14 protein-coding genes are annotated in these 24,640 nt (G+C 39.9%); 7 read left to right on the top strand and 7 right to left on the bottom strand.

Going from position 1 to position 24,640, the window contains the following annotated elements; genetic code table 11:
* Window positions 1–335: 335 nt before the first annotated feature.
* Together ACFIMC_RS07130 and ACFIMC_RS07125 are read left to right on the top strand one after the other, a co-directional pair.
* Window positions 336–5,288: a DEAD/DEAH box helicase gene (locus tag ACFIMC_RS07130; RefSeq protein WP_375680765.1), complete on the top strand. Its 4,953-nt coding sequence runs from the start codon at window positions 336–338 to the stop codon at window positions 5,286–5,288.
* A gap of 1,187 nt (window positions 5,289–6,475) precedes the next feature.
* Window positions 6,476–6,610, top strand: coding sequence for a hypothetical protein (locus tag ACFIMC_RS07125; RefSeq protein WP_375671747.1), 135 nt, complete (start codon window positions 6,476–6,478; stop codon window positions 6,608–6,610).
* A 19-nt stretch (window positions 6,611–6,629) separates the two neighbouring features.
* On the opposite strand, the gene ACFIMC_RS07120 is transcribed toward ACFIMC_RS07125, so the two are convergent.
* From ACFIMC_RS07120 to ACFIMC_RS07095, 6 genes are all read right to left on the bottom strand, one after another.
* The gene (locus tag ACFIMC_RS07120) at window positions 6,630–7,298 is read right to left on the bottom strand and encodes a YdcF family protein (protein WP_375621027.1); all 669 of its coding nucleotides are present in this window, start codon (window positions 7,296–7,298) and stop codon (window positions 6,630–6,632) included.
* A 4-nt stretch (window positions 7,299–7,302) separates the two neighbouring features.
* Complete coding sequence (locus ACFIMC_RS07115) at window positions 7,303–8,256, bottom strand: cell division protein FtsX (protein ID WP_375680764.1); 954 nt, start codon at window positions 8,254–8,256, stop codon at window positions 7,303–7,305.
* The gene (gene ftsE / locus ACFIMC_RS07110) at window positions 8,249–8,908 is read right to left on the bottom strand and encodes a cell division ATP-binding protein FtsE (protein WP_375671749.1); all 660 of its coding nucleotides are present in this window, start codon (window positions 8,906–8,908) and stop codon (window positions 8,249–8,251) included. The genes ACFIMC_RS07115 and ftsE overlap by 8 nt, the downstream gene beginning before the upstream one ends.
* A 533-nt stretch (window positions 8,909–9,441) precedes the next feature.
* On the bottom strand, window positions 9,442–11,385 hold the full coding sequence (acs, locus tag ACFIMC_RS07105) for an acetate--CoA ligase (protein ID WP_375680763.1): 1,944 nt from the start codon (window positions 11,383–11,385) through the stop codon (window positions 9,442–9,444).
* Window positions 11,386–11,990: 605 nt separating this feature from the next.
* Entirely contained in the window at window positions 11,991–12,278 is a 288-nt protein-coding gene (locus ACFIMC_RS07100; protein WP_375671751.1) for a hypothetical protein, read from the bottom strand.
* Between the two features lie 1,119 nt (window positions 12,279–13,397).
* The gene (locus ACFIMC_RS07095) at window positions 13,398–14,087 is read right to left on the bottom strand and encodes a YggS family pyridoxal phosphate-dependent enzyme (protein WP_375680762.1); all 690 of its coding nucleotides are present in this window, start codon (window positions 14,085–14,087) and stop codon (window positions 13,398–13,400) included.
* A gap of 166 nt (window positions 14,088–14,253) precedes the next feature.
* Between ACFIMC_RS07095 and leuS the strand changes: the two genes are divergently transcribed.
* Both leuS and lptE read left to right on the top strand, forming a co-directional pair.
* Window positions 14,254–16,896: a leucine--tRNA ligase gene (leuS, locus tag ACFIMC_RS07090; protein ID WP_375680761.1), complete on the top strand. Its 2,643-nt coding sequence runs from the start codon at window positions 14,254–14,256 to the stop codon at window positions 16,894–16,896.
* Entirely contained in the window at window positions 16,883–17,491 is a 609-nt protein-coding gene (lptE, locus tag ACFIMC_RS07085) for an LPS assembly lipoprotein LptE (protein ID WP_375671754.1), read from the top strand. The genes leuS and lptE overlap by 14 nt, the downstream gene beginning before the upstream one ends.
* Here the strand turns inward: lptE and fsa are convergent.
* Window positions 17,488–18,141 carry a fructose-6-phosphate aldolase gene (gene fsa, locus ACFIMC_RS07080; protein ID WP_375613172.1) on the bottom strand — a complete coding sequence of 218 codons (654 nt, stop codon included), beginning with the start codon at window positions 18,139–18,141 and terminating at the stop codon, window positions 17,488–17,490. The genes lptE and fsa overlap by 4 nt on opposite strands.
* A 1,150-nt stretch (window positions 18,142–19,291) precedes the next feature.
* On the opposite strand from fsa, the gene ACFIMC_RS07075 reads away from it, so the two are divergent.
* The 3 genes from ACFIMC_RS07075 (at window position 19,292) to atpA (ending at window position 24,632) form a co-directional block, all read left to right on the top strand.
* The gene (locus tag ACFIMC_RS07075; RefSeq protein ID WP_375680760.1) at window positions 19,292–21,487 is read left to right on the top strand and encodes a primosomal protein N'; all 2,196 of its coding nucleotides are present in this window, start codon (window positions 19,292–19,294) and stop codon (window positions 21,485–21,487) included.
* A 1,028-nt stretch (window positions 21,488–22,515) separates the two neighbouring features.
* A complete protein-coding gene (gene atpH, locus ACFIMC_RS07070) occupies window positions 22,516–23,097 on the top strand; it encodes an ATP synthase F1 subunit delta (protein ID WP_375671756.1) in 582 nt (193 codons plus the stop codon).
* Window positions 23,097–24,632: a F0F1 ATP synthase subunit alpha gene (gene atpA / locus ACFIMC_RS07065; RefSeq protein WP_273790513.1), complete on the top strand. Its 1,536-nt coding sequence runs from the start codon at window positions 23,097–23,099 to the stop codon at window positions 24,630–24,632. The genes atpH and atpA overlap by 1 nt, the downstream gene beginning before the upstream one ends.
* Window positions 24,633–24,640: the final 8 nt, after the last annotated feature.

Here is a 24,640-nt window from a genome sequence, read left to right as displayed (position 1 = left end):
TCCTATCCATTTCCTCCTCTCATTCTTAAGCTAAATCCTAAAATTATTGCGCACTTTATTGTGTATTCTTAACAAAAGGCAAAAAATATTTTCAAAATCATCACGCCTTACCGTTTATTTCCATAGGGATATAGACATCAATAAATGCATCATATGATTTGGGGGATACTCAAAAAGATCAAAAGATTCTCTCTTGTTGATTTAATTAAGCATAGAAGAAATATCTTAAAATCAAGCAATTTTAAGCTTTTTTTAAGTTTTTTGGGTAGAACAAGAGGCATTAATGAATAGGTCTAGATTCGATAATTGAAGATGTTTTTAATAGAGAGAAAAGCATGACGACGCTGCAATCGCTTTTACAGAGCTATCGTGATGAAGCGCGTACCGAACGAGATAAAGGTACATATTTTGAGCGTTTTGCTCTTGCTTATCTGACACATGATCCTCTTCAGTCTGGGTGTTATGAGAAGGTTCAAACCTTTAAAGATTGGGCTCATGAAAATGATTGGGATGGTCATGATACTGGTATCGATCTTGTGGCAAAGCTTCGTGATGGAGGGGGTTTTGCGGCAATCCAATGTAAATTTTATGATGCAGCCTATCGGATTAGAAAAGCAGATATTGATAGTTTTATTTCGGCATCAGGGAAAGCTCCATTCAAGCGGCGTGTTATTATAGATAGTACTGAAAGTGCTTGGAGTGATAACGCTGAAACAATGATACGGGGGCAGGATATTCCTGTTATACGGATTAATCTTTCCGATATACAACAAAGTCCGATCTGTTGGGAAACTTTTGCAGCCCAGGGCAAAGTTGTTTTGGAGGATAAAAAGAAGTTGCGTCCACATCAATTGGAAGCATTGCGTGATGTGCGTGCTGGGCTTGCTCAAGCAGATCGGGGGAAGCTTATTATGGCTTGTGGTACTGGTAAGACATTTACCAGTCTTAAAATTGCTGAGGATTTGGCGGGTGAAGGCAAGTTTGTTTTGTTTCTTGTTCCTTCCTTGGCACTGATGTCACAGACGGTTCGTGAATGGACAACGGATGCAGGAATCGGATTGAGATCTTTTGCTGTTTGTTCCGATACACAAGTGGGAAAGCGTCGTAAAAATAGTGATGATGTTGCTGAAATTGATGTGTTTGATCTTGCTTTTCCGGCGACAACCGATGCTGCTAAACTTGCAGAACAGGTGGCGAAGAGTGTTGCAGATAAGATGACCGTGGTGTTTGCAACCTATCAATCTATTCAGGTGATTGCTGATGCTCAGAAAAACTATGGTTTGCCAACATTTGATCTTATCATTTGTGATGAAGCGCACCGTACAACAGGGGCAACGCTGGTGGGCGAGGGTGAATCCAATTTTGTTAAGGTGCATTCTAATGATGTTATTTGCGCCAAGAAACGCCTTTATATGACAGCGACACCACGCATTTTTGGTGATAACGCAAAAAGTCGCGCGAATGAAGTTAATGCCGTTCTTGCTTCGATGGATGATGAAAAACTTTTTGGTAAAACACTTTTTTATCGGGGTTTTTCATGGGCAGTACAAAATGATCTTTTAACAGATTATAAGGTTATTGTCTTAGCAATGGACGAAAAATTGGTCAGTTCCGCTGTTCAGAAGCGCCTTAGTGATAGCGATTCTGAGCTTATTCTTGATGATGCAACAAAGATTATTGGCTGTTATAAGGCTTTGACAAAACAAAATATGAAGGCTGATGTTGGTGCGGATTTATATCCTATGCATCGTGCTTTAGCGTTTTGTAAAACTATTAAAAGTTCTGAACTTGTGCGTGATGAGTTTTCTGCGGTTGTTAGAGAATATCTTGATTATACGAAAGAGGATACAGAAAATGAGCATTTTCTGAAGTGTGAAATTGAGCATGTTGATGGCACTTTCAATGCGAAGGATCGTGGTGCATTACTTGACTGGTTGAAAGCTGATAGTGGGGATGATGTTTGTCGTATTTTGACCAATGCTCGGTGTTTGTCTGAGGGGGTGGATGTTCCGGCTCTTGATGCGATCATATTTTTAAATCCACGCAAAAGCCAGATTGATGTTGTGCAAGCGGTTGGGCGGGTGATGCGTCGCTCTGAGGGTAAAAAGATGGGATATGTCATTTTGCCAATTGGTATTCCTCCTGATACTCCAGCGGAACAGGCTTTGAACAACAATGATAAATATCGGGTTATCTGGCAAATTTTAAATGCTTTGCGTGCGCATGATGATCGTTTTGATGCGACGATTAATAAGGCATCCCTCGGGCAAGATATTAGCAATGTGATTGAGATTATTGGTGTCACACAGAGCACTGAATTAAAGGCTATTACGGCTGTTGTAGACAATCTTCCACTACGCGCACAACCAGCACGATTGGGCATTGGTACAGCGGAGCGTGATGTCCTTTTTACAGATGGACAAGGGGAGCTTGCTTTCCCTGTGGATGAGATTTCTCGTGCCATCATGGCAAAGATTGTCAAGAAATGTGGGACACGTGATTATTGGGAAGATTGGGCGAGCAACATTGCTGAAATTGCTAAGAATCATATTACGCGTTTAACAGGTATTCTGGCAGAGCCAGAGACTGAGGCGCGTCAAGCCTTTGACAGATTTATGGCAGAACTTCGTGATGATTTAAATGATGCGATTACAGAGGCTGATGCGATTGAGATGTTGGCACAACATATTATCACGCGTCCTGTCTTTCATGTGTTGTTTGAGGAGTATCAGTTCACACGTGAAAATCCTGTCTCGCGTGCTATGCAGCGTATTCTTGATGTGCTTGATGAGGCAAATCTTGATAAGGAATCCAAAGATCTGGAAAAATTTTACGCAAGTGTAAAATTACGAGCCAGTGGCATTACGGATCCAGAAGCAAAACAGAGGTTGATTGTAGAGCTTTATGATAAGTTTTTTCGTTATGCTTTTCCACGCACTGTAGAAAAACTAGGCATTGTTTATACCCCCGTCGAGGTTGTGGATTTTATTTTGCACTCTGTCAATGATGTCTTAGAGCAAGAATTTGGGCAAACGCTTGGCTCATCGGGTGTGCACATCATGGATCCTTTTACTGGAACGGGTACTTTTATCACGCGGCTTTTACAATCGGGTCTGATAAAACCAGAGGAGATGAAACACAAATTTTGTCGTGAAATTCATGCCAATGAAATCGTGCTTTTAGCCTATTATATTGCAGCCATTAATATTGAGATGACCTATCATGGTCTGATGGGGGGAGGTTATGTTCCGTTTGAGGGAATTTGTTTGACCGATACATTCCAGCTCTATGAGCAAGAAAAAGACCTGATCAGTGATTTGCTGGTGGATAACAGTACACGTCGGGCGCACCAGAAGGAACTGGATATTCGTGTTATTGTTGGCAACCCCCCTTATTCTTCTGGACAAAAAAGTGAAAACGACAATGCGCAGAATATTGGCTATCCTAAATTGGATCGTCGCATTCGTGAAACCTATGCCGCTCAATCTAAAGCAAGCAATGTTAATGGACTTTATGACAGTTATATTCGTGCCATTCGTTGGGCAAGTGACCGTATAAAAGACTGTGGTGTTATTGGTTTTGTGACAAATGCAGGTTTTATTAGTAGTTACTCTACGGATGGTTTACGAAAATGTTTAATCGAGGAATTTAGCAGCCTTTATATTTTCCATTTGCGGGGGAATCAACGAACTTCTGGAGAACTCTCTCGAAAGGAGGGGGGAAAGATTTTTGGTTCTGGGTCTCGCGCACCTATTGCGATTTCCATTTTGGTTAAAAATCCGGATGCACAACAGCATGGGAAAATATATTTTCGTGATATTGGAGATTATCTCACAGCAAAAGAAAAGCTCCGTGAACTTCAGAGGTTGGGGAGTATTGGTGGTATCACACGTGAACACAGCTGGCAGATGATTACACCTGATGAGCATGGCGATTGGCTGAATCAGCGCAATAATGATTTTGAAAAATTTCTAGCCTTAGGTGACAAGAAAGGCAGTGATAAAAGGCTCTTTGAAAATTTTTCTGGCGGTATACAAACTAGTCGTGATGCTTGGACATATAACTCAAGTCGTGAAGCTTTAGCAAAGAATATGAGCAATATGATTGCTTTTTATAACAGTGAAGTAGAGCGTTTTAATGCTGCGTATCTACATTCTGATCGCAAAGCACGTGCAAATGCTGTGAACGATTTTGTCAATACAGATTCTAGAAAGATTAGTTGGAGTAGTAGCCTTAAAGAAGAATTAATAAGGGGGAAAGCTTTTAAATTTAAAGATACGTATATTACCCAGAGCCTTTATCGTCCTTTTACACAACAGTGGCTCTATTACAATCGTGTTTTTAACCATAGAGTTTTACAAATGCCACGTATTTTTCCTTTGGAACAAGCGGCTGAAAATAAGGTGATACAAGTTACGGGAATTGGAGCAAGCAGTGGATTTTCTGTTCTGATGACTAAGAATTTATCTAATCTTCATGCAATGGATACTGGTCAATGTTTTCCACGGTATGTTTATGAAGATACTGTGTCCTTGAAAAATAAGGAGGGGGATCAGGTTCATTTGTTTGCAAATTTTGCAGAGGAAAGCAAAGAAACTGGTTTAGAGCGGCGTGATGCTCTTACGGATGAAGGGTTGGCTTATTTTAAGGCAGCTTATCCTGGTGAAATGATTACAAAGGATGATTTGTTTTATTATGTTTATGGGATTTTGCATTCTGAAGATTATCGTGCTCGTTATGCGCATAATCTGTCTAAACAATTGCCGCGTATTCCAACAGTTAAAAAGGTAGAGGATTTTTGGGCTTTTGTTACAGCGGGGCGAAAGCTTGGTGATTTGCATATGAATTATGAAGAGGTTGAGCCCTATCCCGTTACCTATAAACAGGGTGATCCAAGAACTTGGGTGATTTCTGATGAGAAGAGTTTTTATCGTGTTGAAGCAATGAAATTTGCTGGTAAGCGTGGTGCTATTGACAAAAGCACCGTGGTTTATAATGCGAATATCACGATGCAGAATATTCCTCTTGAAGCTTATGAGTATGTGATCAATGGCAGGCCTGCTCTTGAATGGGTTATGGAGCGGCAGGTTGTCAAAACGGATAAAGCGAGTGGGATTGTGAATGATGCCAATCGCTATGCTGTTGAAACGGTGGGTAATCCAGCTTATCCATTGGAATTGTTTCAGCGGGTTATTACTGTAAGCTTGGAAACAATGAAAATTGTGCGCAACCTGCCAAAATTGGAAGTGAGAGAAACTGAAAAGGTTAAATTATCCATTGTGCGGTAAAATAGCGCTGTGTCGTAACAAACTGGCACTATCACACACCTTGTCAGCTCGTGGGTATTGCGACAGCCCTTGGCACTTGAGACACGTCCATAAGAGGCATGTCTTTCTTGTACAGTTTTACGCTGCGCAGGCTCTCTTCCTTTGTGATGTGCAAGTCCTATGTGATGTGCAAGAAAATGGTTTTGATTGATTCAATAGAGAACAGATTTGAAATGAGAGAATCTGATGATATTGAGAGCTCTCATTCAAGTTGAAGCGTAATAAATTTCATTATAAATCAATATATTGTATGTGATAAAGCACCTTAGGCAGTGAGGTCGCTAAAATTATGACGCATGAGCTTTAGCGGTAGTGATGAATATTCTCAGGAAGGGTTTTCTTGTCGAGCTTTATGTGAGTAAACCATATAAATGGGGAAGCTGAGTGGAACCTGTCCAGAGAAAGTGGATTGTTTACAAATCGTTGCTAATAAGAATCGTCGCCTTTTGAGATGTTGAGAGGAAATGACAATTCTCATGAAATCTGTCTTTTGAGGTGTTCTGATATTGAAGTGAGCAGGTGGAACGCGTTAGACAAGAAGCTGAGTTATTATTGTTTACAGATCAATAGAGTTTAAAAATTTTCGTTCTTTTTGGGAGAGGAAACCAGACAAAAAGTGATCTTAGAGAGCGAAATGATTTCAAAAAAGATTGCGATAAAAAATGTAGGGTATTTGTCGCGGTGTGCGTTTTGAGCTTATTCCTATCTGTGATCTAAAATGCTCTTATGAAGATGCTTTTTAGAATAAGAGATTGTTACTAATATATTGACTTATAATGATAGTTTAATGTTCTCTCTGTTAAATGAGAAATCTAAGTATTATAAATTTTCTTATTTTAAATCTATTAAAATTACTTCTTTGCATGTCATATGAGGTTGGTATGTTCGTGTTTAAGAAAGGCGTAATGCATGCCTCTTACCAATCATCCCAAGAGGTTTAAGAGCTATCGTAATACTTGGGGGGTGGCAAAATATAGGGTGGGGCGGTTTGCATTTTTTATGAAGGGTAAGACAGTGGTGTAAATAGATTTTTATGACAAGTCTGGAGATCTTATGGCTGTCTGGGGGCTCTATTTACAAGAGCTTATATATTGGGATGGCATGTACAGATCCGCGCTGTGAGATATGTTTGGGATGTAAGAGATGTTTTGGGTGAACGTGCAAATACAATGACACGTGCATTGGGATGTTCTGCGTTGTATGAGGGTAAGCTCTGTCGAGCTTTTATAGAGGCAACTCGTGTGGAAGGGTATGAAGCGGTTCGTGGGTGGCAAGGTTTTTAAAAAGTCAGAAGGATAAAGATTAGAATGCGGTTCTGATATAGACTTGGAGCGTTTTAATATATTGGAATATAAGAATGCGGATTTGATTGATCTGTTGTATTGCGCTTTCAGCATTGTTCTTTTTAACAGGATAGGCAATGAAATGGATATCAGGCATTAAATATTTAAGTTCTCGCATTGAGCGCCACACATGGTAATCATGGGTGACGATATAAAGGGTTCTATAGTGGTGTTTTTTGATCCAAGCGGCGCTTTCTTCGGCGTTTCCTCTGGTGTTAATCGCTTGATGCCCAATGTCAATACAACAGGAGATAAGCCGTGGGGTAATATGCATGTTGTGCATGAGACTTTTCAGATTGGTTGTGGTGTTTACGCCACTGATGAGGAGACGTGAACCAAACCCCCTTTGTAAGAGATTAAGTCCTGTCTCTATTCGGTTTTCTCCGCCTGTAAGCACGATAATGGCATCCGCTTTGGGGAGAGGTGTTGGGGGAGAAAGTCGTTCAGTTTTTTCAGAAAAAATGATAAAACCGCTCCAGAAAATGAAAACAATGATTGAAAGAGTAAGGGTTGTCGGTGGAAAATAGCGAAATAAAAAGCAGGGAGACCAACTATTATAGTGGGGCCGTTTTGGAAGAGGACGTTCTAAATTTTTTTGCATCAATGAGTTGGGGCTGTTGTGAGTCATAAAATTAAAATAAACCGTTTTCACATTGATCGATTTTTTTCAGTTGCGCTAAAATAGTCATGCGGTTGGTAAGGGTGGTGAGAAAAGAAACGAAAATAATAAGCAGAGTGATTTTTCCGTAGGGGATGGAACTTATGGAAAGATGTCCAAACAAAGCTGTTACTTGGCTAGCTTCTACTCTTCCCAAGTTATAATTCGTCCAGAGACAAAAGGCTGAAAACAGAAAGATGCTTGTGAGACCACCATATAAAGCACCACGCAGCGCAGTTTTAAAAAAATGCCAGTCAAATTGGCGCGCAATGAAAAGAGTTTCAGTACCAAGGAAATATAAGACATTGATAATATGTGTATTTTCTGCCAATGCATTGCGGGTGGCAAAAATGATGGTGAGGATAAGAGAGCCTAAAACCAATGCTAAAATTGAAAAACCAATGAAAACAGTGGTGTGTGCCATGGTCGCAAAACGATGAACCCAAACACGGTGATCATCAAATTGACCTCCTGGAATTTGGGTTTTAATGGCGTGATTAATGGCTGAAAAATTGATTTTTTCATCCCCATTCAGGGTCACAATGATGAGGCGGGGAAGGGGTAGTTCATTGACATTGAAGCCTGTTCCAAGCCATGGCTCCAGTAACTTTTCTGTAGCTTTTTTGTCAACAATTTTTGCATCTTGTACACCAGAAAATTTTTTAACCAATTGTACGGCATCACGGAGTGTTTTGTTGATATCAACATTGTCAATGGGGCGTATTTGTATTGTTGCTTCATAGCTAATCTGATTACTCCAATTTTGGGCGGCACGTTGGACCAAATCAACACCGATTAAGGTGAGGCTTGAAAGAAATGTCATAATAGCAATCACGGCAACTAATGCTTTTCCAGAAATATTACCACTGGGAATAATCGCTGTTGTATTTTTTTTATTGCTTGTAAAAATGGGGAAAGATTTATTCATGAATCGTCATCCGTCCGTTATGGAGAAGCATACGCCGTGCTGCAACTTGTTCCATTAAGGCAATATCATGGGTGGCAATGATAACAGCCGTTCCAAAACGGTTTAATTCAATAAACAAACGGAGGAGGCGTTTTGCCAAGGGCGGATCGACATTTCCGGTGGGTTCATCGGCAAGTAGAATTTCAGGTTGATCAATGAGTGCGCGTGCAATGGCTACCCTTTGTTTTTCCCCACCGGAAAGAACCGGTGGTAAAACATGAATATGATCTCCAAGACCTACCCAACAGAGAAGATCTTCCACTTCATTGCGATAGGTTGCTTCTTCTTGTCCTTTAATGCGTAAAGGTAAGGAGACATTTTCATAAGTGGTCATGTGGTCGAGTAAACGAAAATCTTGAAAAACCACCCCGATACGTTGTCGCAGCGCAGGGAGCTCTTGTCGTTTGAGTAATGCTGTGTCTGTTCCAAAGAGATCAATATGACCGCGGGTGGGTTTGAGTGCCAAAAACATAAGACGCATCAGCGACGTTTTCCCTGCTCCAGAGGCACCTGTGAGAAATTGAAATGATCCAGGAGGAATATGAAAGCTAATATCACGAAGGACCTCAGGGCCCATTCCATAGCGTAGGCCGACATTTTCAAAATGAATCACTTTTTATTATTACTCCTGATTTTATATTGCATCATTTATTCTAAAAACTCTTACTTTCATTGCTTTAGATTTTTGTTGTAAGCTTGTTTATTTTAGATTTCATGGTTTTCAATATTTTTTATACACCCTCGTTATAGATAAATATTTTTGCTCAAGAATATTATCACTTATACTTTCTTTTTTTAGCCTTATTTATGATTTTAGCAGGAATTTCAAAGGGATTCTAGCATAAACATCAGAACTATTTTTCCTTCTTACTCAGAAGCTTTTTTTGCACTGAGTGGACATTGGGTGATTTTAAAAAGCTATGTTGCTCTTTTTATCTTACTTTCTTATTCTTGTTCGTATCCCAATCCTGAGGTTTTGGCTTAAATTATTTCTTACCTCTCATGAAGAAAAGCGTTTGTTGTTAGAATGATTGAGCTTTTCATGAATTGTTTTGTTTTTTATTATCCTCGGTGGTTTTCGTAATAATGCTGAGATAATTTTAGCAAAAAACAAAAACCACCGTATGTTGTATTTCGTCGTGTTTTTTAGTTTTGTCGGTTGGCAATCAGATCTTCAACAACTTGTGGTTCGGCAAGAGTTGAAATATCTCCGAGAGTATCAAAATCGTTTTCAGCGATTTTTCGTAAAATACGTCTCATAATTTTCCCTGATCGCGTTTTGGGAAGCTGCGGAGCAAACTGAATTTTATCCAATATGGCAATAGAGCCTATTTCTTGTCTCACATGCTTGATAAGGTCTTTTTGCAATTCTTCACTTGGCGCTGTTCCTTCCATGAGGGTCACAAAACTATAAATTCCTTGTCCTTTAATGGGATGCGGGTAACCCACAATAGCTGCTTCTGATACAGAGGGATGAGAAACAAGGGCTGATTCAATTTCAGCAGTTCCTAATCTGTGCCCCGAGACATTGAGAATGTCATCAACTCGTCCTGTGATCCAATAATAACCGTCGCTATCGCGCCTACAGCTATCGCCTGAAAAATATTTTCCTTTATAGGAGGAAAAATAAGTTTGAATAAAGCGTTCATGATCCTTATAAAGTGTGCGCATTTGTCCTGGCCATGAATCACTGATACAAAGAGTGCCTTCTGCTTCACCTTCTAAAACATTGCCTTGGGCATCAACAATTTGGGGTTGAACACCAAAGAAAGGACGTGTGGCCGATCCTGCTTTGAGGGGGGTTGCACCAGGCAAGGGTGTGATCATATGCCCTCCTGTTTCCGTTTGCCACCATGTATCGAGAATCGGACAACGGTCATTTCCAATTATATGATAAAACCATTCCCATGCTTCTGGGTTAATAGGTTCTCCTACTGTGCCTAAAAGACGCAACGATGTTCTGTCTGAGTGTTCAACAAACGAATTTCCTGCTCCCATTAAGGCGCGGATAGCTGTTGGTGCTGTATAGAGTGTATTGACTTGATGCTTGTCGACAATTTCCCAGAATCTGCCTTTGTCAGGAAAGGTTGGTGTGCCTTCAAACATTAAAGTGGTCGCACCATTACATAAAGGTCCATAAACCAAGTAAGAATGGCCGGTTATCCAACCAATATCAGCCGTACACCAGTAAACTTCATTGGGGTGGTAATCAAAAACATATTGGTGAGTCATCGAGGCGAAAACAAGATAGCCTGCTGTGGTATGCAAAACACCTTTGGGTTTGCCGGTGGAGCCTGAAGTATAAAGAATAAAAAGTGGATCTTCAGCGTTCATTGGTTCTGGTGGACAAGCTGTTTTGGCATGAGCTATCTCTTCGTGGTACCAAAAATCACGTCCCTCTATCCATTGAATGGGTCCACAAGTCCGCCGTATAACCATGACTTGGTCCACCTGCACGTTTTGGCGCGCGGCTATCTCAATGGCATGGTCAACGTTGTCTTTTAAGTTGATCCGTTTGCCGCCACGCAAGCCGTGATCAGCGGTAATCATAAAGGTTGATTCACAATCGACAAGGCGTCCTGCTATTGCTTCAGCAGAAAAGCCAGCAAAAATAACCGAATGAATAGCACCAATGCGAGCACAAGCAAGCATGGCATAGGCTGCTTCGGGAATCATAGGAAGATAAATGGTTACTTTATCGCCTTTCTTAATGCCACGACTTTTCAAAAGATTAGCAAAACGACAAACATGTTCATAAAGCTCGTTATAGGTTATTTTTTTATCATGATAAGGATTATCTCCTTCCCAAATGAGCGCGATTTTGTCTCCATGGGTTTTCAGGTGGCGATCAATGCAATTATAGGTAACATTTGTTATCCCATCTTCGTACCATTGAATGGAGACATCTCCGTTAAAAGAAGTGTTTTTTACTTTTGTAAAAGGTTTAAACCATTCAATGCGTTGACCATGTTTTGCCCAGAAGCTTTCTGGATCATCGATGCTTTCTCGATACCACTGTTGATAAGTTTCCTCATCGAGTAAAGTATTTTTTTTGATCTCTTCTGATACTGGATAGATTTTTTCAGTCATGTTTCCCTCTTTTTATTGTTTGGAAAAATCTGCCTCTGTATTTTTGTATGGTTATATTTGTGGCAGAGTTTTCCCAAAAGCTTTTCATTATGAGGTTAGACTAAATGACAAAGATTAGAATAGTCAATTTTTAAATCTGATGTGATGATATTAAAGAAGGTATTCTATGTTTTTAGGATACTCAAATATAGCAAAACCTATTGCGGTATAGAGCTTTTTATAAACACACTAAGACATTTTAAAAATGTCTATTATAAAATATTTCTCAGAATTTGATATAAACCAATATAGTTAAATAAAAGACTAACAAGAAAGAATATTGAGCTTATTAATAATGATTTTTTTAGAGAATCTTTCCAACTATAAGAAATAAAATTATAATAAAAAAGATATATTAAACCAAAAAAAAATGTTGCTATAAGCGTTTCAATAATTTTAGAGATAAGATCTGTCATCACGCAATCCAAATTATAATATAATTACAAATTATAAATATCTCTGAAGTCCGTCTCAATAATAATTGTAGATAATATAATTTAGATATTTTTCGAAAAAAATTACAAATTATTAACTTCAGAGATATCTTTATAGTTGCTCTCTAAAAATTAGAACCAACACTCATGAACTTTCTGTACGAACCCTAAACCAAAACCTCCGAAGAAACCAGTCGTGGCACCAGTAAGTCCACCCATAAGTGCACCTGGACCAGTTGCAGCTCCCAATGCTGCTCCGGTTATCCCTCCTGCAACTGCATAGTCAAAACCTTGTGCATTCATGTGAGAAAGAAAAGCATTAGGACTGCATGCATTTCCATGAGTAGGTCTTGAATTGTGCGAATGACCAAAAGAAGGCTTTGTCACCATATGACCGAATGTGTTGAATGAACCAAACATATTAATTCTCCTTAATTATCTACATCAAAAGTAGTATCATAATGATACATTTCAAATGCCTATCGCGTATTTTTAGATAAATGTCAAAGATAAACTTTAAAAATAGCAATAAAAATACTGTATAAATAATATATAAATTATGTATATATGAAATTTTTATGCTTAAAAAGATAATAATATTACTTATGATTTTTTAAGATATAAGAAATGACACCATATTTTTTCTTAATTGAAGTTTAAGTTTAGAAAAATTGCGCATATGAAAAGTTGAAGTTTTTCTCTTTGTTTATGAGAATGATAAAGGAATAATGATAGAGGAATATCGTTATTGGGATCGATCTCATTGCCATTGTTTTGCCTGCATGTATTATGTGCATATGAACGGGATTCGTTCTTTTATTTTTCAGGCGAATATTGACCGTATTTTACGCTTTGTAGAGCATAGAAAGTCTTTATGCTATTGTTGGACCTTATAGATTGCTATTCATGTTGTTTAGCGCGGCTCTTGGTACTCTATTGGGCATTTGAGATGTTTATTTTGCTCAAGTGACTTACATGAAAGAGTTTTGTTACTGTATTATGCAGCCATAAGCCTCTTTTTGCCTGCTTTACGCCATTGGCATGTGGGAAAATCGTTTACGCCTGTTGGGGAAGTTAAGAGAATTCGTGGTTTTTAATGGAAATCATTGTGATAATCGTATTAAATATTCTTTTGCAATTATTTATTTCGCGACAGTTTTTTCATTTATGTGCAACGCTCCTCTTATCATTTTGCCTTTATATAAGGATTTATTTTTTATGTTGCTTTTGCTGGAGAGGCGGTCAGAGGGGGGGTAAAGTAAAGCCAATGTGCGAGAATATGAGAGCCAAATTGCAATGCTATTTTGAAGCTATTGTACGTGTTGTGGATGTGCCGGTGAGAAATTTGAGAAACCAGCTTTTTTGCTAATTTTGCTAACAGGATGAAAGAGGGACTGGAATCTTTTTTGCTAGAATTGCTCTTTTATTGATATTGAAGGAAGTATTTTTTCTCATTTCTTTTGTTTTTGGTTTGTTCGTAGAATTTTCAATGGGAATTTATATGAAGGGGGGAATGAATTTATATGAGAGGAAATTGCTTTACACAGGGCGTTTTCCAAATAAAGCGGAGCCAATGCGAAGGACGTTAGAGCCAAACTGTAGAGCGGTTTTGAAGTCACTGGACATACCCATGGAAAGCTTTGGAAGACCTGCTTGTTTTGCTAATTTTGCTAAGAGCGCGAAATAGGGTCCGGGGTTTTCGTCGACAGGAGGGATGCCCATAAGACCGATGATATCAAGTCCATAGTTGTTTTTGCATTGAGAAACAAAAGATGTAGCTTCTTGTGGTGCGATACCACTTTTTTGCGGTTCTAAGCCAATGTTAACCTGAACATAGCAAGGAAGATGCCTTTTTTGTTTTTCCATTTCTTCAGCTAAGCTTTTGGCTATTTTTTCACGGTCAACCGTTTGGATGACATCAAAAATCTTTACAGCTTCAGCGGCTTTATTTGATTGTAGGGGACCGATGAGATGGAGTTTAATATTTTCAAATTGTTGACGTAACCCGAGCCATTTTTGTGCCGCTTCTTGTACGCGGTTTTCTGCAAAAAGACGTTGTCCTGCTTGTAAAATGGGGCGTATATCAACAGCAGAAACAGTTTTTGAAACAGCGATAAGTTCAATTTCTTCTATAGGGCGTTGTAGCTCTTGACATGTTTCAGCAATGTCTTGTTGAAGGTTTTGCCATGCTTCAACGGAAGGGGCATTGAGGGGCGTTTGTGTATTCATGTTTTTGTGCTTTACCTTTTTTGTTCAAGAGTTGGTCGTTTTTTTTTAAAGTTTTATAAAATACTTAGGGAAATATTTCACGAAAATGTTGACGATGAGGTTAATCCATGGTCAAGCATAATAAAACAAGTTTTTGGTTCTGTTTTATTAAAAGAGTATAATGGGAATGACAATTGGACATTATAATATAGGCGAACGCTATAATCCACGTGCGAGAGAAAAAAAATGGCAAGAAATTTGGGATGAAAAGAAAATTTTTCAGACTCTTCAAGAAGATGCTCGTGAAAAATATTATGTTTTAGAAATGTTTCCTTATCCTTCTGGCCGTATTCACATGGGGCATGTGCGCAATTATGCCATGGGGGATGTGGTTGCACGCTATAAACGCGCCAAGGGGTTTAATGTGCTTCATCCCATGGGGTGGGATGCTTTTGGGATGCCGGCTGAAAATGCCGCTATGCAAAATAAAGTGCACCCTAAAACTTGGACCTATCAAAATATTGCGGTGATGCGTGGGCAATTAAAACAATTAGGGCTCTCGATAGATTGGACTCGGGAATTTGCGACTTGTGATGAGGAATATTACCACCGACAACAAATGTTGTTCCTTGATTTCTATCAAAAGGGGTTGGTAGCACGTAAAGTGGCTAAGGTGAATTGGGATCCTGTTGATCATACTGTTTTGGCCAATGAACAGGTTGTTGATGGGCGGGGATGGCGTTCTGGTGCGTTGGTTGAACAACGTGAGTTGACGCAGTGGTTTTTCAAAATTAGCGACTTTAGTGAAGATCTCTTGGCAGGGCTTGAAGAGCTGAACCAATGGCCGGAAAAAGTTCGCACCATGCAAAAAAACTGGATTGGAAAATCACAAGGTTTGCTGATTCGTTGGGCTTTAAAGTCGGCGGGTGATGCTGGTGATGTTTGTGAGAAATTTGATGAGGTTGTTTGTTATTCAACGCGTCCTGATACACTGTTTGGTGCCTCCTTTTTGGCTCTGTCTGTTGATCATCCTATTGCACAAGCTTTGGTAAAAAAAGACAAAGCGTTGAGTGCTTTTATTGAAAATTGTCGGTGTGGTGGAACGACAACGGCAGCACTTGAAACAGCTGAAAAACAAGGGTTTCTCACGCCCCTTTTGGCTGTTCATCCTTTCGATTCAACAGTACATATTCCCGTTTATATCGCGAATTTTGTGCTTATGGACTATGGAACAGGGGTTGTTTTTGGTTGTCCAGCTCATGATCAGAGAGATTTCGATTTTGCGCGTAAATATGATCTTCCAATAAAACCGGTGGTTTTACCAAAAGGAGAGCAAGCAGAAGATTTTGTCACACCTGAAACACCTTATACGGGTGATGGGGTGATGATCAATTCCAGTTTTTTGGATGGTTTGACACCCCAACAAGCTTTTGAAGAAGCTGCTAAAAAGCTTGAAAAACAAATGCTCAATGGGCAACCGCAAGGAAAAAAAACAGTGCAATTTCGTTTGCGTGATTGGGGGATTTCACGTCAACGTTATTGGGGGTGTCCCATTCCGATGATCCATTGTACAACTTGTGGGGTTGTTCCTGTTCCACGTGCCAATTTACCGGTTGTGTTGCCTGATGATGTTACTTTTGATCAACCAGGAAATCCTCTTGCACGACATGAAAGGTGGCAGAATGTTACTTGTCCTTCCTGTGGTCAACCTGCCAAACGCGAAACCGATACTATGGACACATTTGTTGACTCTTCTTGGTATTATGCACGCTTTACGGCTCCTTTTGCGCAGGAACCTGTTGACAAACAAGCAACAGCTGAATGGTTGCCTGTGCAACAATATATTGGTGGAATTGAGCATGCCATTTTGCATCTTCTTTATGCGCGCTTTTTTATGCGTGCTATGAAATTGGTCGGTCATGTGACGGTAGATGAGCCTTTTAAGGGGCTTTTTACCCAAGGGATGGTGGTGCATGAAACCTATCGAGATGATCAAGGGTGGGTTTCTCCAGCAGAAATTTCGATTGTTGAAAAAGATGGAAAGCGGTGTGCTTATAAATTAACCGATCAAAGTGAAGTGACGATTGGTTTGATTGAGAAAATGTCAAAATCAAAAAAGAATGTCGTTGATCCTGATGATATTATTGCATCTTATGGCGCTGATACTGTGCGTTGGTTTGTGTTGTCAGATTCTCCTCCCGAGCGGGATGTCATTTGGACAGAATCTGGTGTTGAAGGTGCACATCGCTTTGTACAGCGTGTTTGGCGCCATGTGGCTGTGAGTGCTTCTATTTTAAAGGATGTGGCGCCTTGTGCAGGGCATCAGGGAGCGGCTTTGGAACTCTCAAAGGTCGCACATCGCACGCTTTGCGCTGTAGAAGATGATTTGGAAAAATTCGCTTTTAATCGGGCTATTGCACGCCTTTATGAATTCTTGAATATTATGGCACCGTTGTTAAATAGGATAGAAAGTGTTGACGATGAAATGAAAGCTTCTTTACGTCAAGCCATGGATTTTTTTCTTGCTATGATTGCACCCATGATGCCCCATTTAGCAGAAGAATGTCATGCTGCTTTAGGGGGAAAAAATTTAATATCTGCGCTTGCTTGGCCTATTTATGATCCTACGTTAACCGTTGCGGAATGCTATACTTTGCCAGTACAAATTAATGGTAAAAAACGCGGTGAGGTGAGCGTTGCAGCAACTGCTGATGAGGTGATGATTAAAGAAGCGGTTTTGGCGTTAGATTTTGTAAAGGCGCAGCTGGTTGAAAAGCCTGTGAAAAAAATCATTGTTGTTCCAAAAAGGATTGTGAATGTCGTTTTTTAGAAGTTCTATTCTTGTCATTTTAGCTGGTGTATTCACACTGTTGTGTGGATGCAAAGTTAAACCGCTTTACCGTCAAGAGTTGCAGAGTGCAATGACAATGGATTCTGCTTCTTATGGGAATTCTGCTTCTGGATACCCTTCTGGACAAGCTTCTTTGGGATTAGCGCAAAAGCTTGCTTCTATTGTTGTGGAAGAACCTTCGGATCGTTTTGGACAAATGGTGCGCAACCATCTGCTTTTTCTTTTGTATGGAAATGGTGCTAAACCTTCTCTACCTGCTTATCAATTGGCATTACAGATATCCGTCTTTACAAGAGAATCTATGCAGATAGAGGTTGATTTCGAGAAAAAGAGAAAGGGACGACCTTCTGTTGGAACTGTTATGAGCAGAGCTTCTTACACTTTGCAGGATATGAAAAATACTCTTGTTGCAAAAGGAACAGCAATGATGAATGCATCTTTTGAGCGACTTCGTCAAGAATATGCAACGCTGCAAGCAGAAGAAGATGCAAAAAAACGTGTTGCGGAAGAGTTGGCTGAACAGATCTTTTTGTTACTTTCAAAAGATCTTTCCAATAAAAATTCTAGATATTAAGCAATATTTTGTCCTGTTTTTTTCCAGTCGTCGAGGAATATTTGCAACCCTTTGTCGGTGAGAGGGTGTTTGACCAGTGCTTTTAAGATTGCTGGTGGAACTGTTGCAATGTCAGCACCGCTTAGTGCTGCTTCTTTGACATGATTAACGGTGCGGATTGAAGCGGCTAGGATTTGTGTTTCAAAGTTATAGTTATCATAAATTGTGCGAATTTCATGAAGCAGTTCACTTCCATCATTTCCACAATCATCAAGTCTACCAATAAAAGGTGAAACGAATGTTGCACCTGCTTTGGCGGCTAATAAGGCTTGATTGGCAGAAAAACAAAGTGTGAGATTTGTTTTTAGTCCTGCTGCTGTGAGGGCTTTACAGGCTTTTAATCCATCGAGTGTTAAAGGAAGCTTGATACAAATATTGTCGGCAATCTTTGCTAAAACAGCTGCTTCTTTCATGATGCTTTCAAATTCCGTTGCTGCAACTTCAGCAGAAACAGGTCCGCTAACGAGAGCACAAATTTCTTTTGTAACATCAAGAATATTGCGTCCTGATTTTAGGATAAGAGAGGGATTGGTGGTAACACCATCAACAAGGCTTAAATTCTGTAACTCTTGAATTTCTTCAATATTGGCGCTATCCACAAAAAATTTCATCTCTAACCTCTTCTTTTTAGCTTTATCCTATTTTTTGTTATGCGCTATTGTTGACTGCAAAAGCAAGAGAAAGAATTAATATCTGTGTAAAGAACAAGAATGCTATGGTGTTAATCATGTACCCGTTTTCGGTAAAGAAATATGATTTATCGTTTCCACACCCATTTCATAGTGTTACTCGTGATAAGGTATAGAATTCATTGCGTACCAACATTTTTGCGTATTGGCATCTTTGCGTAGCGGTGTTTTTATATTTATGGAAATAAGCTAGCATTATCAAACACTTTGCTCATTTCCTATTTGCGATTGCTCTTGATATTTGAGAGTGCATCATAAGATACCTTCCTTTTTTAGGGGGTATGTTTAACTTTGTTTTTGATGAAAGCGGATGGATTTATTTTGTCGTAAAACACTGTTGAAGAACGCTTGTAAAATTTTACGCATGAAGGGTTTTTTTATGGTCAATTACATTGATTTATTCTGTGTTCTCCATTCTTCAACAATACGCTTTTGTGCTGCTTGTATTGTTGCTTGATTCTCAATCAAGCTGAAAGATGTATACACGTGTTTTCACGTTTTGGCACAAAGCCAAGGTGAATATTGTAACGGCTCCATTTGCAATATTATTCTCCCTATAATTAAAATCATGGGATACTCTTTCATCAATAAGGATTTACAAATGTTCCTCGATGGGGTTGAAATGAGAAAAATTCATCGTATTGAGGGTTTTATTACAATAGGTGAAATGATGATTATATCTTTATAAATCAGTTTGTTGAAGATAAATTGAGATATGAGGCGGTAAAAAAATAAACGTGTGTGTTGGGAAGAGGTCACACTATGGGATCGCTTTGTTGAAGGATGCACTTAACCGATAGCATGTTGAATGCTTAATAGTGATGCGCTTTATTTACACAGAAGAATGGCGCTGGTTTTTTTGCTATAGAGTTTTTTGTTATAGACGATGAGATTGGTTCTTTTACTGGCACTTTGGTGATGAAATGAGTATTAAAAAGAATTTTTGTTAGAAAAGTGTTGTAATCGGGGGGATTGAATCCTGCAATGAATTTTATAAGAGTGTTTAAAGATTAAGGTTTAGGCCTGTTGGTGCTCAATAGGTCGTAGATTGGTTTAAAAGATGAATTCAAACATGATAGAGGAAAAGATTGTATCCGTATTGGTTCCTCTTCCTGTTGCTCACGCTTATAGTTATAAAGTTCCATCTTCTATGGAGGTGAACGTTGGTTCCTTTGTTCGGGTTCCGTTGATGGGGCGTGAGCTTTGCGGTTTTGTTGTAGATGTTGGAGAGAAGATAGCCGATGGGCAAAAGTCTGCTTCGGTGGCGCGTGAAAAATTACGCTTTCTTCTTCATGTTTTTGATTGTCCCCCATTAAAAGCAGAAATGATCACATTTTTGCGTTTTGTTAGTCGCTATACAATGGCGCCTTTTGGTCTTGTAGCACGATTGGTTTTGTCGGTACCGGCTGCTTTAGAGCCGGAAGCGCAGATGCTGGGTTTGCGATATTGTGGTGGAAATGTAGAACGTCTCACACCAGCGCGATCACGGATTTTGGAATTGGTGCGTAATGAGAAGATATGGACACGTTCTGGTCTGGCACATGCGGCTGGAACTTCGGTTTCTGTTGTTGAAGGTTTAAAAGCGCTAGGAATTTTTGAAGATGTTAAGGTTCCTGCTCCTGATCTTGTGGCAATGCCTGATCCTGATTTTTGTCCCCCTCAGTTGCAGGGAGCACAAAATGAAGCAGCAACAATGTTGCGAGAAGGTGTTTTATCTTCTCAGTTTCAAGTTTTTTTGCTTGATGGTGTTACCGGATCAGGAAAGACAGAGGTTTATTTTGAAGCGGTTGCTCAAGCCTTCAAAGGGGGTAAGCAGGTTTTAATTTTATTGCCGGAAATTGCTTTAACGCAGCAGTTTTTAGATCGTTTTTATGCACGTTTTGGCGCTGCGGCAGCAGAATGGCATTCTGATCTGACGCCACGTCGTAGAGAACGCGTCTGGCGGCAAGTTGCAGAAGGGCGGGTGCGTGTCGTTGCGGGGGCTCGTTCGGCACTTTTTCTTCCCTTTCATGAGCTTGGCTTGATTGTTGTCGATGAAGAGCATGATAGCGCTTATAAACAAGAAGAGCGCATTTTTTATCATGCGCGTGATATGGCTGTTGCACGGGGCTCTTTTGAGCATTTTCCTGTTATTTTATCTTCAGCAACACCGTCGATTGAAAGCCAAGCCAATGTTTTAAAAGGGCGTTATCAAAAGGTGCATTTACCTTCCCGTTTTAAAGAAGTTGCACTTCCACAGTTGCGGGTGATTGATATGCGCCAAGGAGGAGTGCAAAAGGGGCGCTTTATTTCCTTTGCTCTTGAAAGGGCTTTAAAACAAACGCTTGATAAGGGCGAACAAGCTCTTCTTTTTCTTAATCGTCGTGGTTATGCACCTTTAACTTTATGCCGAATTTGCGGACATCGTTTTCATTGTACCGATTGTTCAAGTTGGTTGGTCGAACATCGTGCGCAAGGGCAACTGAAATGTCATCATTGTGGATATCATGAACCACTTCCTCAAGCCTGTCCTGAATGCGGGACATTAGATCATCTCGTGGCTTGTGGACCGGGTGTGGAAAGAATTGCCGAAGAAACACAAATGCTTTTTCCTCAAGCGCGATCATTGATCCTTTCAACAGATCTCAAAGGAGGGATTGGGAAGTTGCGAAGCGAATTACAAGCCATTGCAAATGGCGATGTGGACATTATTATTGGAACACAGTTGGTCGCTAAAGGACATCATTTTCCCAAGCTCTCTCTGGTTGGTGTTATTGATGCTGATCTTGGTCTTGCCAATGGCGATTTACGCGCAAGTGAACGTACCTATCAGCTGCTTTCTCAAGTTACCGGAAGAGCAGGGCGTGTGGGATTGAAAAGTTTAGGATTATTGCAAACTTATCAACCAGATCATCCGGTCATCAAAGCCTTACTTGCATGCCAGCCAGAAGATTTTTACACACGTGAGATTGCAGCACGTCAGCATTATCATTTGCCCCCCTATGGGCGGCTTGCCTCTTTGATTGTTTCTGCACAACAGCGCCAAGCAGCAGAACATTATGCGCGCGCATTGCGTCAGGCAGCGCCACGGGAAAAAAATATCTCGGTTATGGGACCAGCAGAAGCGCCTTTGGCTTTGGTTCGGGGGCGTTATCGTTTTCGGCTTTTGTTGCAGGGACAGCGTTCTTTTGATATACAAGGGTTTATACATGCAATGCTTAGCGGTACACCCAAAATGCCCAGTTCCGTTCGGGTTCAAATTGATATTGATCCGCAAAGTTTTTTCTAAAACCAGTATCGCATAAAGTAAAGATCTCTTTGCTTAAGGTGCTTTACTTGAACTCTTAGTATTATTCAGAATAAGCATCCAGGCAGCAAAATATGATATATGTACATTGCATTAAGTAGAGCCACGGGAAAAAATATCTTTGTGATAGAACCAGCAGAAGCGCCTCTCTTCTTTGAGGGCGCTATCATTTCGGCTTTTACTCCTTTTTTGTGTTAGGGACAGTATTCTTTTGATAGGCGGATTCTTTTTATAAGGGCTGAAAATGCTTAGCTGTACACCAAAAGTATCCAATTCTATTCGAGTTCAAATTGATAGCGATCTATGCTTTTTTTAAAATCAGTGCAATATAGTGATATATAAAGTGAAGCTATGTGGGCTTAATGAAGGTCATGTTTTTGATAAAAAAATTTGAAAAGAGAGAATTTGTCGATATTTGAAGCTTATCCGGTATGAAAAATGATATATTGTCATTATAAATCAATGTTTTGTATATTTAAAGAGTGTGCTTACAAGAAAATATTACTTGGTGAAATTTTTTAAAAGGAGTGGGTATTTGAAGAAAAAAGATCAATGTTTTCTTTAATTTTTAGGAGGATATTCATTGTTTTTTCTTTCTTATCAGTTTGAAATAATAGACTTTTTCAATCGCAGCTGCATCTCATTAAAGGTCTTGTGGTGATAAAGGGAGTGTTTTTTGGAGAAGAAGTGTTTTATTATGGTGGCAAGGGCATTTGAAGAAAAATCAAAGAGAGTGAAAAAATCGCTCAGAGAATGTCAAAAAGAGGCATAAAAAAACTGTGATGCCATCCTGTATATCTAAAAAAATGCTTTTCAAAAATATTTTGAATATTTTATTAAAATTTTTAAAAAGCAGCGATTTGTGGTGTTGCGAGTCGGCTATGTCTATGCTAGAAACCAAGTGATTTTTGTTCTAGGTTTTAAGAAAAAGATTCTTAAGATTGAGAATGTCTGTTTCATTTCATCTGATAACTATCAGAGAGTCGCTCAAGGGAAAGAGGCGGTATTTCGTGTCGGATTCATTTTCTCTCATACCGCTGCCGTTGGTAGATCAACGCTATGCGCAAGCGCTTTTTGATTGCGTTCAAGAAGCCGGAAACGTTGAAAAGGTTGAAAAGGCAGTAGAGGATCTTTTGCTTGTTTTGGAGCATAAGGATTTAAAACGCTTTGTGCTTAGTCCATTCTTTTCAGTTAAAGAGCAAATTAAGGTGATGCAATCTGTTTGTGCAAACATCAAATTTGCTGATAAAAACGCAGGGCAGGTCATTGGTAATTTTTTACGCGTTATTGCAATAAACCGTAGGCTTAGTGCCGTATTTGGTATTTTACGTGCTTTTCAGCATTGTGTTGCACGCGCTCGTAGGCAGGTTACTGCGCAAATTGTTTCTGCGTGCCCTTTAAGTTCTCAACAAAGACAAGAGTTGTGTGAGGCTTTGGAAGGTGTTGTTGGAGGAAAAGTCTTGCTGCACATCATTGTGGATCCAACAATTCTTGGTGGATTAATCGTTCGTGTGGGATCGTCTCAAATTGATACGTCTCTTCTCACAAAATTGTCTTCACTTAAGCTTGCATTGAAAAAAGAGGTCAGCTGATGGATATTAGACCATCTGAAATTTCAAAAATTCTAAAAGAGCAAATCAAAAACTTTGACCAAAAGGCTGAGGTTTCAGAAATTGGTTGGGTTCTCTCTGTAGGGGATGGTATTGCTCGCGTTTATGGTTTGGATAATGTCCAAGCAGGGGAAATGGTCGCCTTTCCAAACGGTGTGCGTGGTATGGCACTCAATTTGGAAGTTGATAATGTTGGTGTGGTCATTTTTGGCTCAGATCGTGATATTCGTGAAGGTGATTGTGTAAAGCGGTTAGGTGCTATCGTCGATGTTCCTGTGGGGCCGGCTTTGCTTGGGCGTGTGGTTGATGCGTTGGGAAACCCTATCGATGGTAAGGGGCCCATTAAAGCAACAGAGCGTCGTCGTGTCGATGTTAAGGCTCCTGGAATTATTCCGCGTCAGTCTGTCCATGAACCGATGTCGACCGGATTGAAAGCGATTGACGCACTCATCCCTATTGGACGGGGGCAGCGTGAATTGGTGATTGGTGATCGCCAAACAGGAAAAACAGCAATTTTGCTCGATACATTTTTAAACCAAAAACCTTTTCATGAAAAAGGGGCTGGACGAGAGCAAGATAAAGTTTATTGTATTTATGTGGCTATCGGTCAAAAGCGTTCGACGGTGGCACAGTTCGTTAAAGTTTTAGAAGAACGTGGAGCGCTGGAATATTCTATTATTGTTGCAGCGACTGCTTCTGATCCAGCACCACTGCAATTTATTGCACCTCTTGCTGGGTGTGCTATGGGTGAGTATTTCCGTGATAATGGGCAACATGCTTTGATTGGTTATGATGACTTATCAAAACAGGCGGTGGCGTATCGTCAAATGTCTCTTTTATTGCGTCGTCCTCCAGGTCGTGAAGCTTATCCGGGAGATGTTTTCTATCTGCATTCGCGTCTTTTAGAGCGGGCTGCGAAGTTGAATGCGGAAAATGGATCTGGGTCGTTGACAGCTTTGCCGGTTATTGAAACGCAAGCAAATGATGTTTCTGCCTATATTCCTACAAATGTGATTTCGATTACTGATGGGCAAATTTTTCTAGAGACTAATTTGTTTTATCAAGGAATTCGTCCTGCTGTAAATGTTGGTCTTTCTGTATCGCGTGTTGGTTCTGCTGCACAAATTAAGGCAATGAAGCAAGTTGCTGGCTCGATTAAAGGTGAATTGGCGCAATATCGTGAAATGGCAGCTTTTGCGCAGTTTGGCTCTGATTTGGATGCGTCAACCCAGCGTCTGTTAAATCGGGGTGCGCGCTTGACAGAGCTGTTGAAGCAGCCGCAATTTTCTCCACTCAAAACAGAAGAACAGGTGGTGGTTATTTTCGCGGGTGTGAATGGCTATCTTGATGCTTTGGCGGTTTCTGATGTTGCGCGGTTTGAGCAGGGACTTTTGGTGCTTTTGCGTAGTGATTATCAAGATCTCTTAAAGGCAATTGCTGAGCAAAAGCAAATAACAGATGAGCTGAAAGATAAGTTGATAACTGTTCTTGATACTTATGCGAAAAATTTCTCGTGATGAATTGA

It is taken from the genome of Bartonella sp. AP21QHHD (genome assembly GCF_042196205.1).
GTDB lineage: Bacteria > Pseudomonadota > Alphaproteobacteria > Rhizobiales > Rhizobiaceae > Bartonella.
The sequence above is the reverse complement of the archived record's forward strand: the minus strand, read 5'-3'. Positions and strand labels throughout refer to the sequence as shown.

Excerpts from the sequence above, each read along its gene's own strand:
- ACFIMC_RS07130 (WP_375680765.1), top strand. The coding sequence starts at position 336 with ATGACGACGCTGCAATCGCTTTTACAGAGCTATCGTGATGAAGCGCGT.
- ACFIMC_RS07120 (WP_375621027.1), bottom strand. The coding sequence starts at position 7,298 with ATGACTCACAACAGCCCCAACTCATTGATGCAAAAAAATTTAGAACGT.
- ACFIMC_RS07115 (WP_375680764.1), bottom strand. The coding sequence starts at position 8,256 with ATGAATAAATCTTTCCCCATTTTTACAAGCAATAAAAAAAATACAACA.
- acs (WP_375680763.1), bottom strand. The coding sequence starts at position 11,385 with ATGACTGAAAAAATCTATCCAGTATCAGAAGAGATCAAAAAAAATACT.
- ACFIMC_RS07100 (WP_375671751.1), bottom strand. The coding sequence starts at position 12,278 with ATGTTTGGTTCATTCAACACATTCGGTCATATGGTGACAAAGCCTTCT.
- ACFIMC_RS07095 (WP_375680762.1), bottom strand. The coding sequence starts at position 14,087 with ATGAATACACAAACGCCCCTCAATGCCCCTTCCGTTGAAGCATGGCAA.
- leuS (WP_375680761.1), top strand. The coding sequence starts at position 14,254 with ATGACAATTGGACATTATAATATAGGCGAACGCTATAATCCACGTGCG.
- lptE (WP_375671754.1), top strand. The coding sequence starts at position 16,883 with ATGTCGTTTTTTAGAAGTTCTATTCTTGTCATTTTAGCTGGTGTATTC.
- fsa (WP_375613172.1), bottom strand. The coding sequence starts at position 18,141 with ATGAAATTTTTTGTGGATAGCGCCAATATTGAAGAAATTCAAGAGTTA.
- ACFIMC_RS07075 (WP_375680760.1), top strand. The coding sequence starts at position 19,292 with ATGATAGAGGAAAAGATTGTATCCGTATTGGTTCCTCTTCCTGTTGCT.
- atpA (WP_273790513.1), top strand. The coding sequence starts at position 23,097 with ATGGATATTAGACCATCTGAAATTTCAAAAATTCTAAAAGAGCAAATC.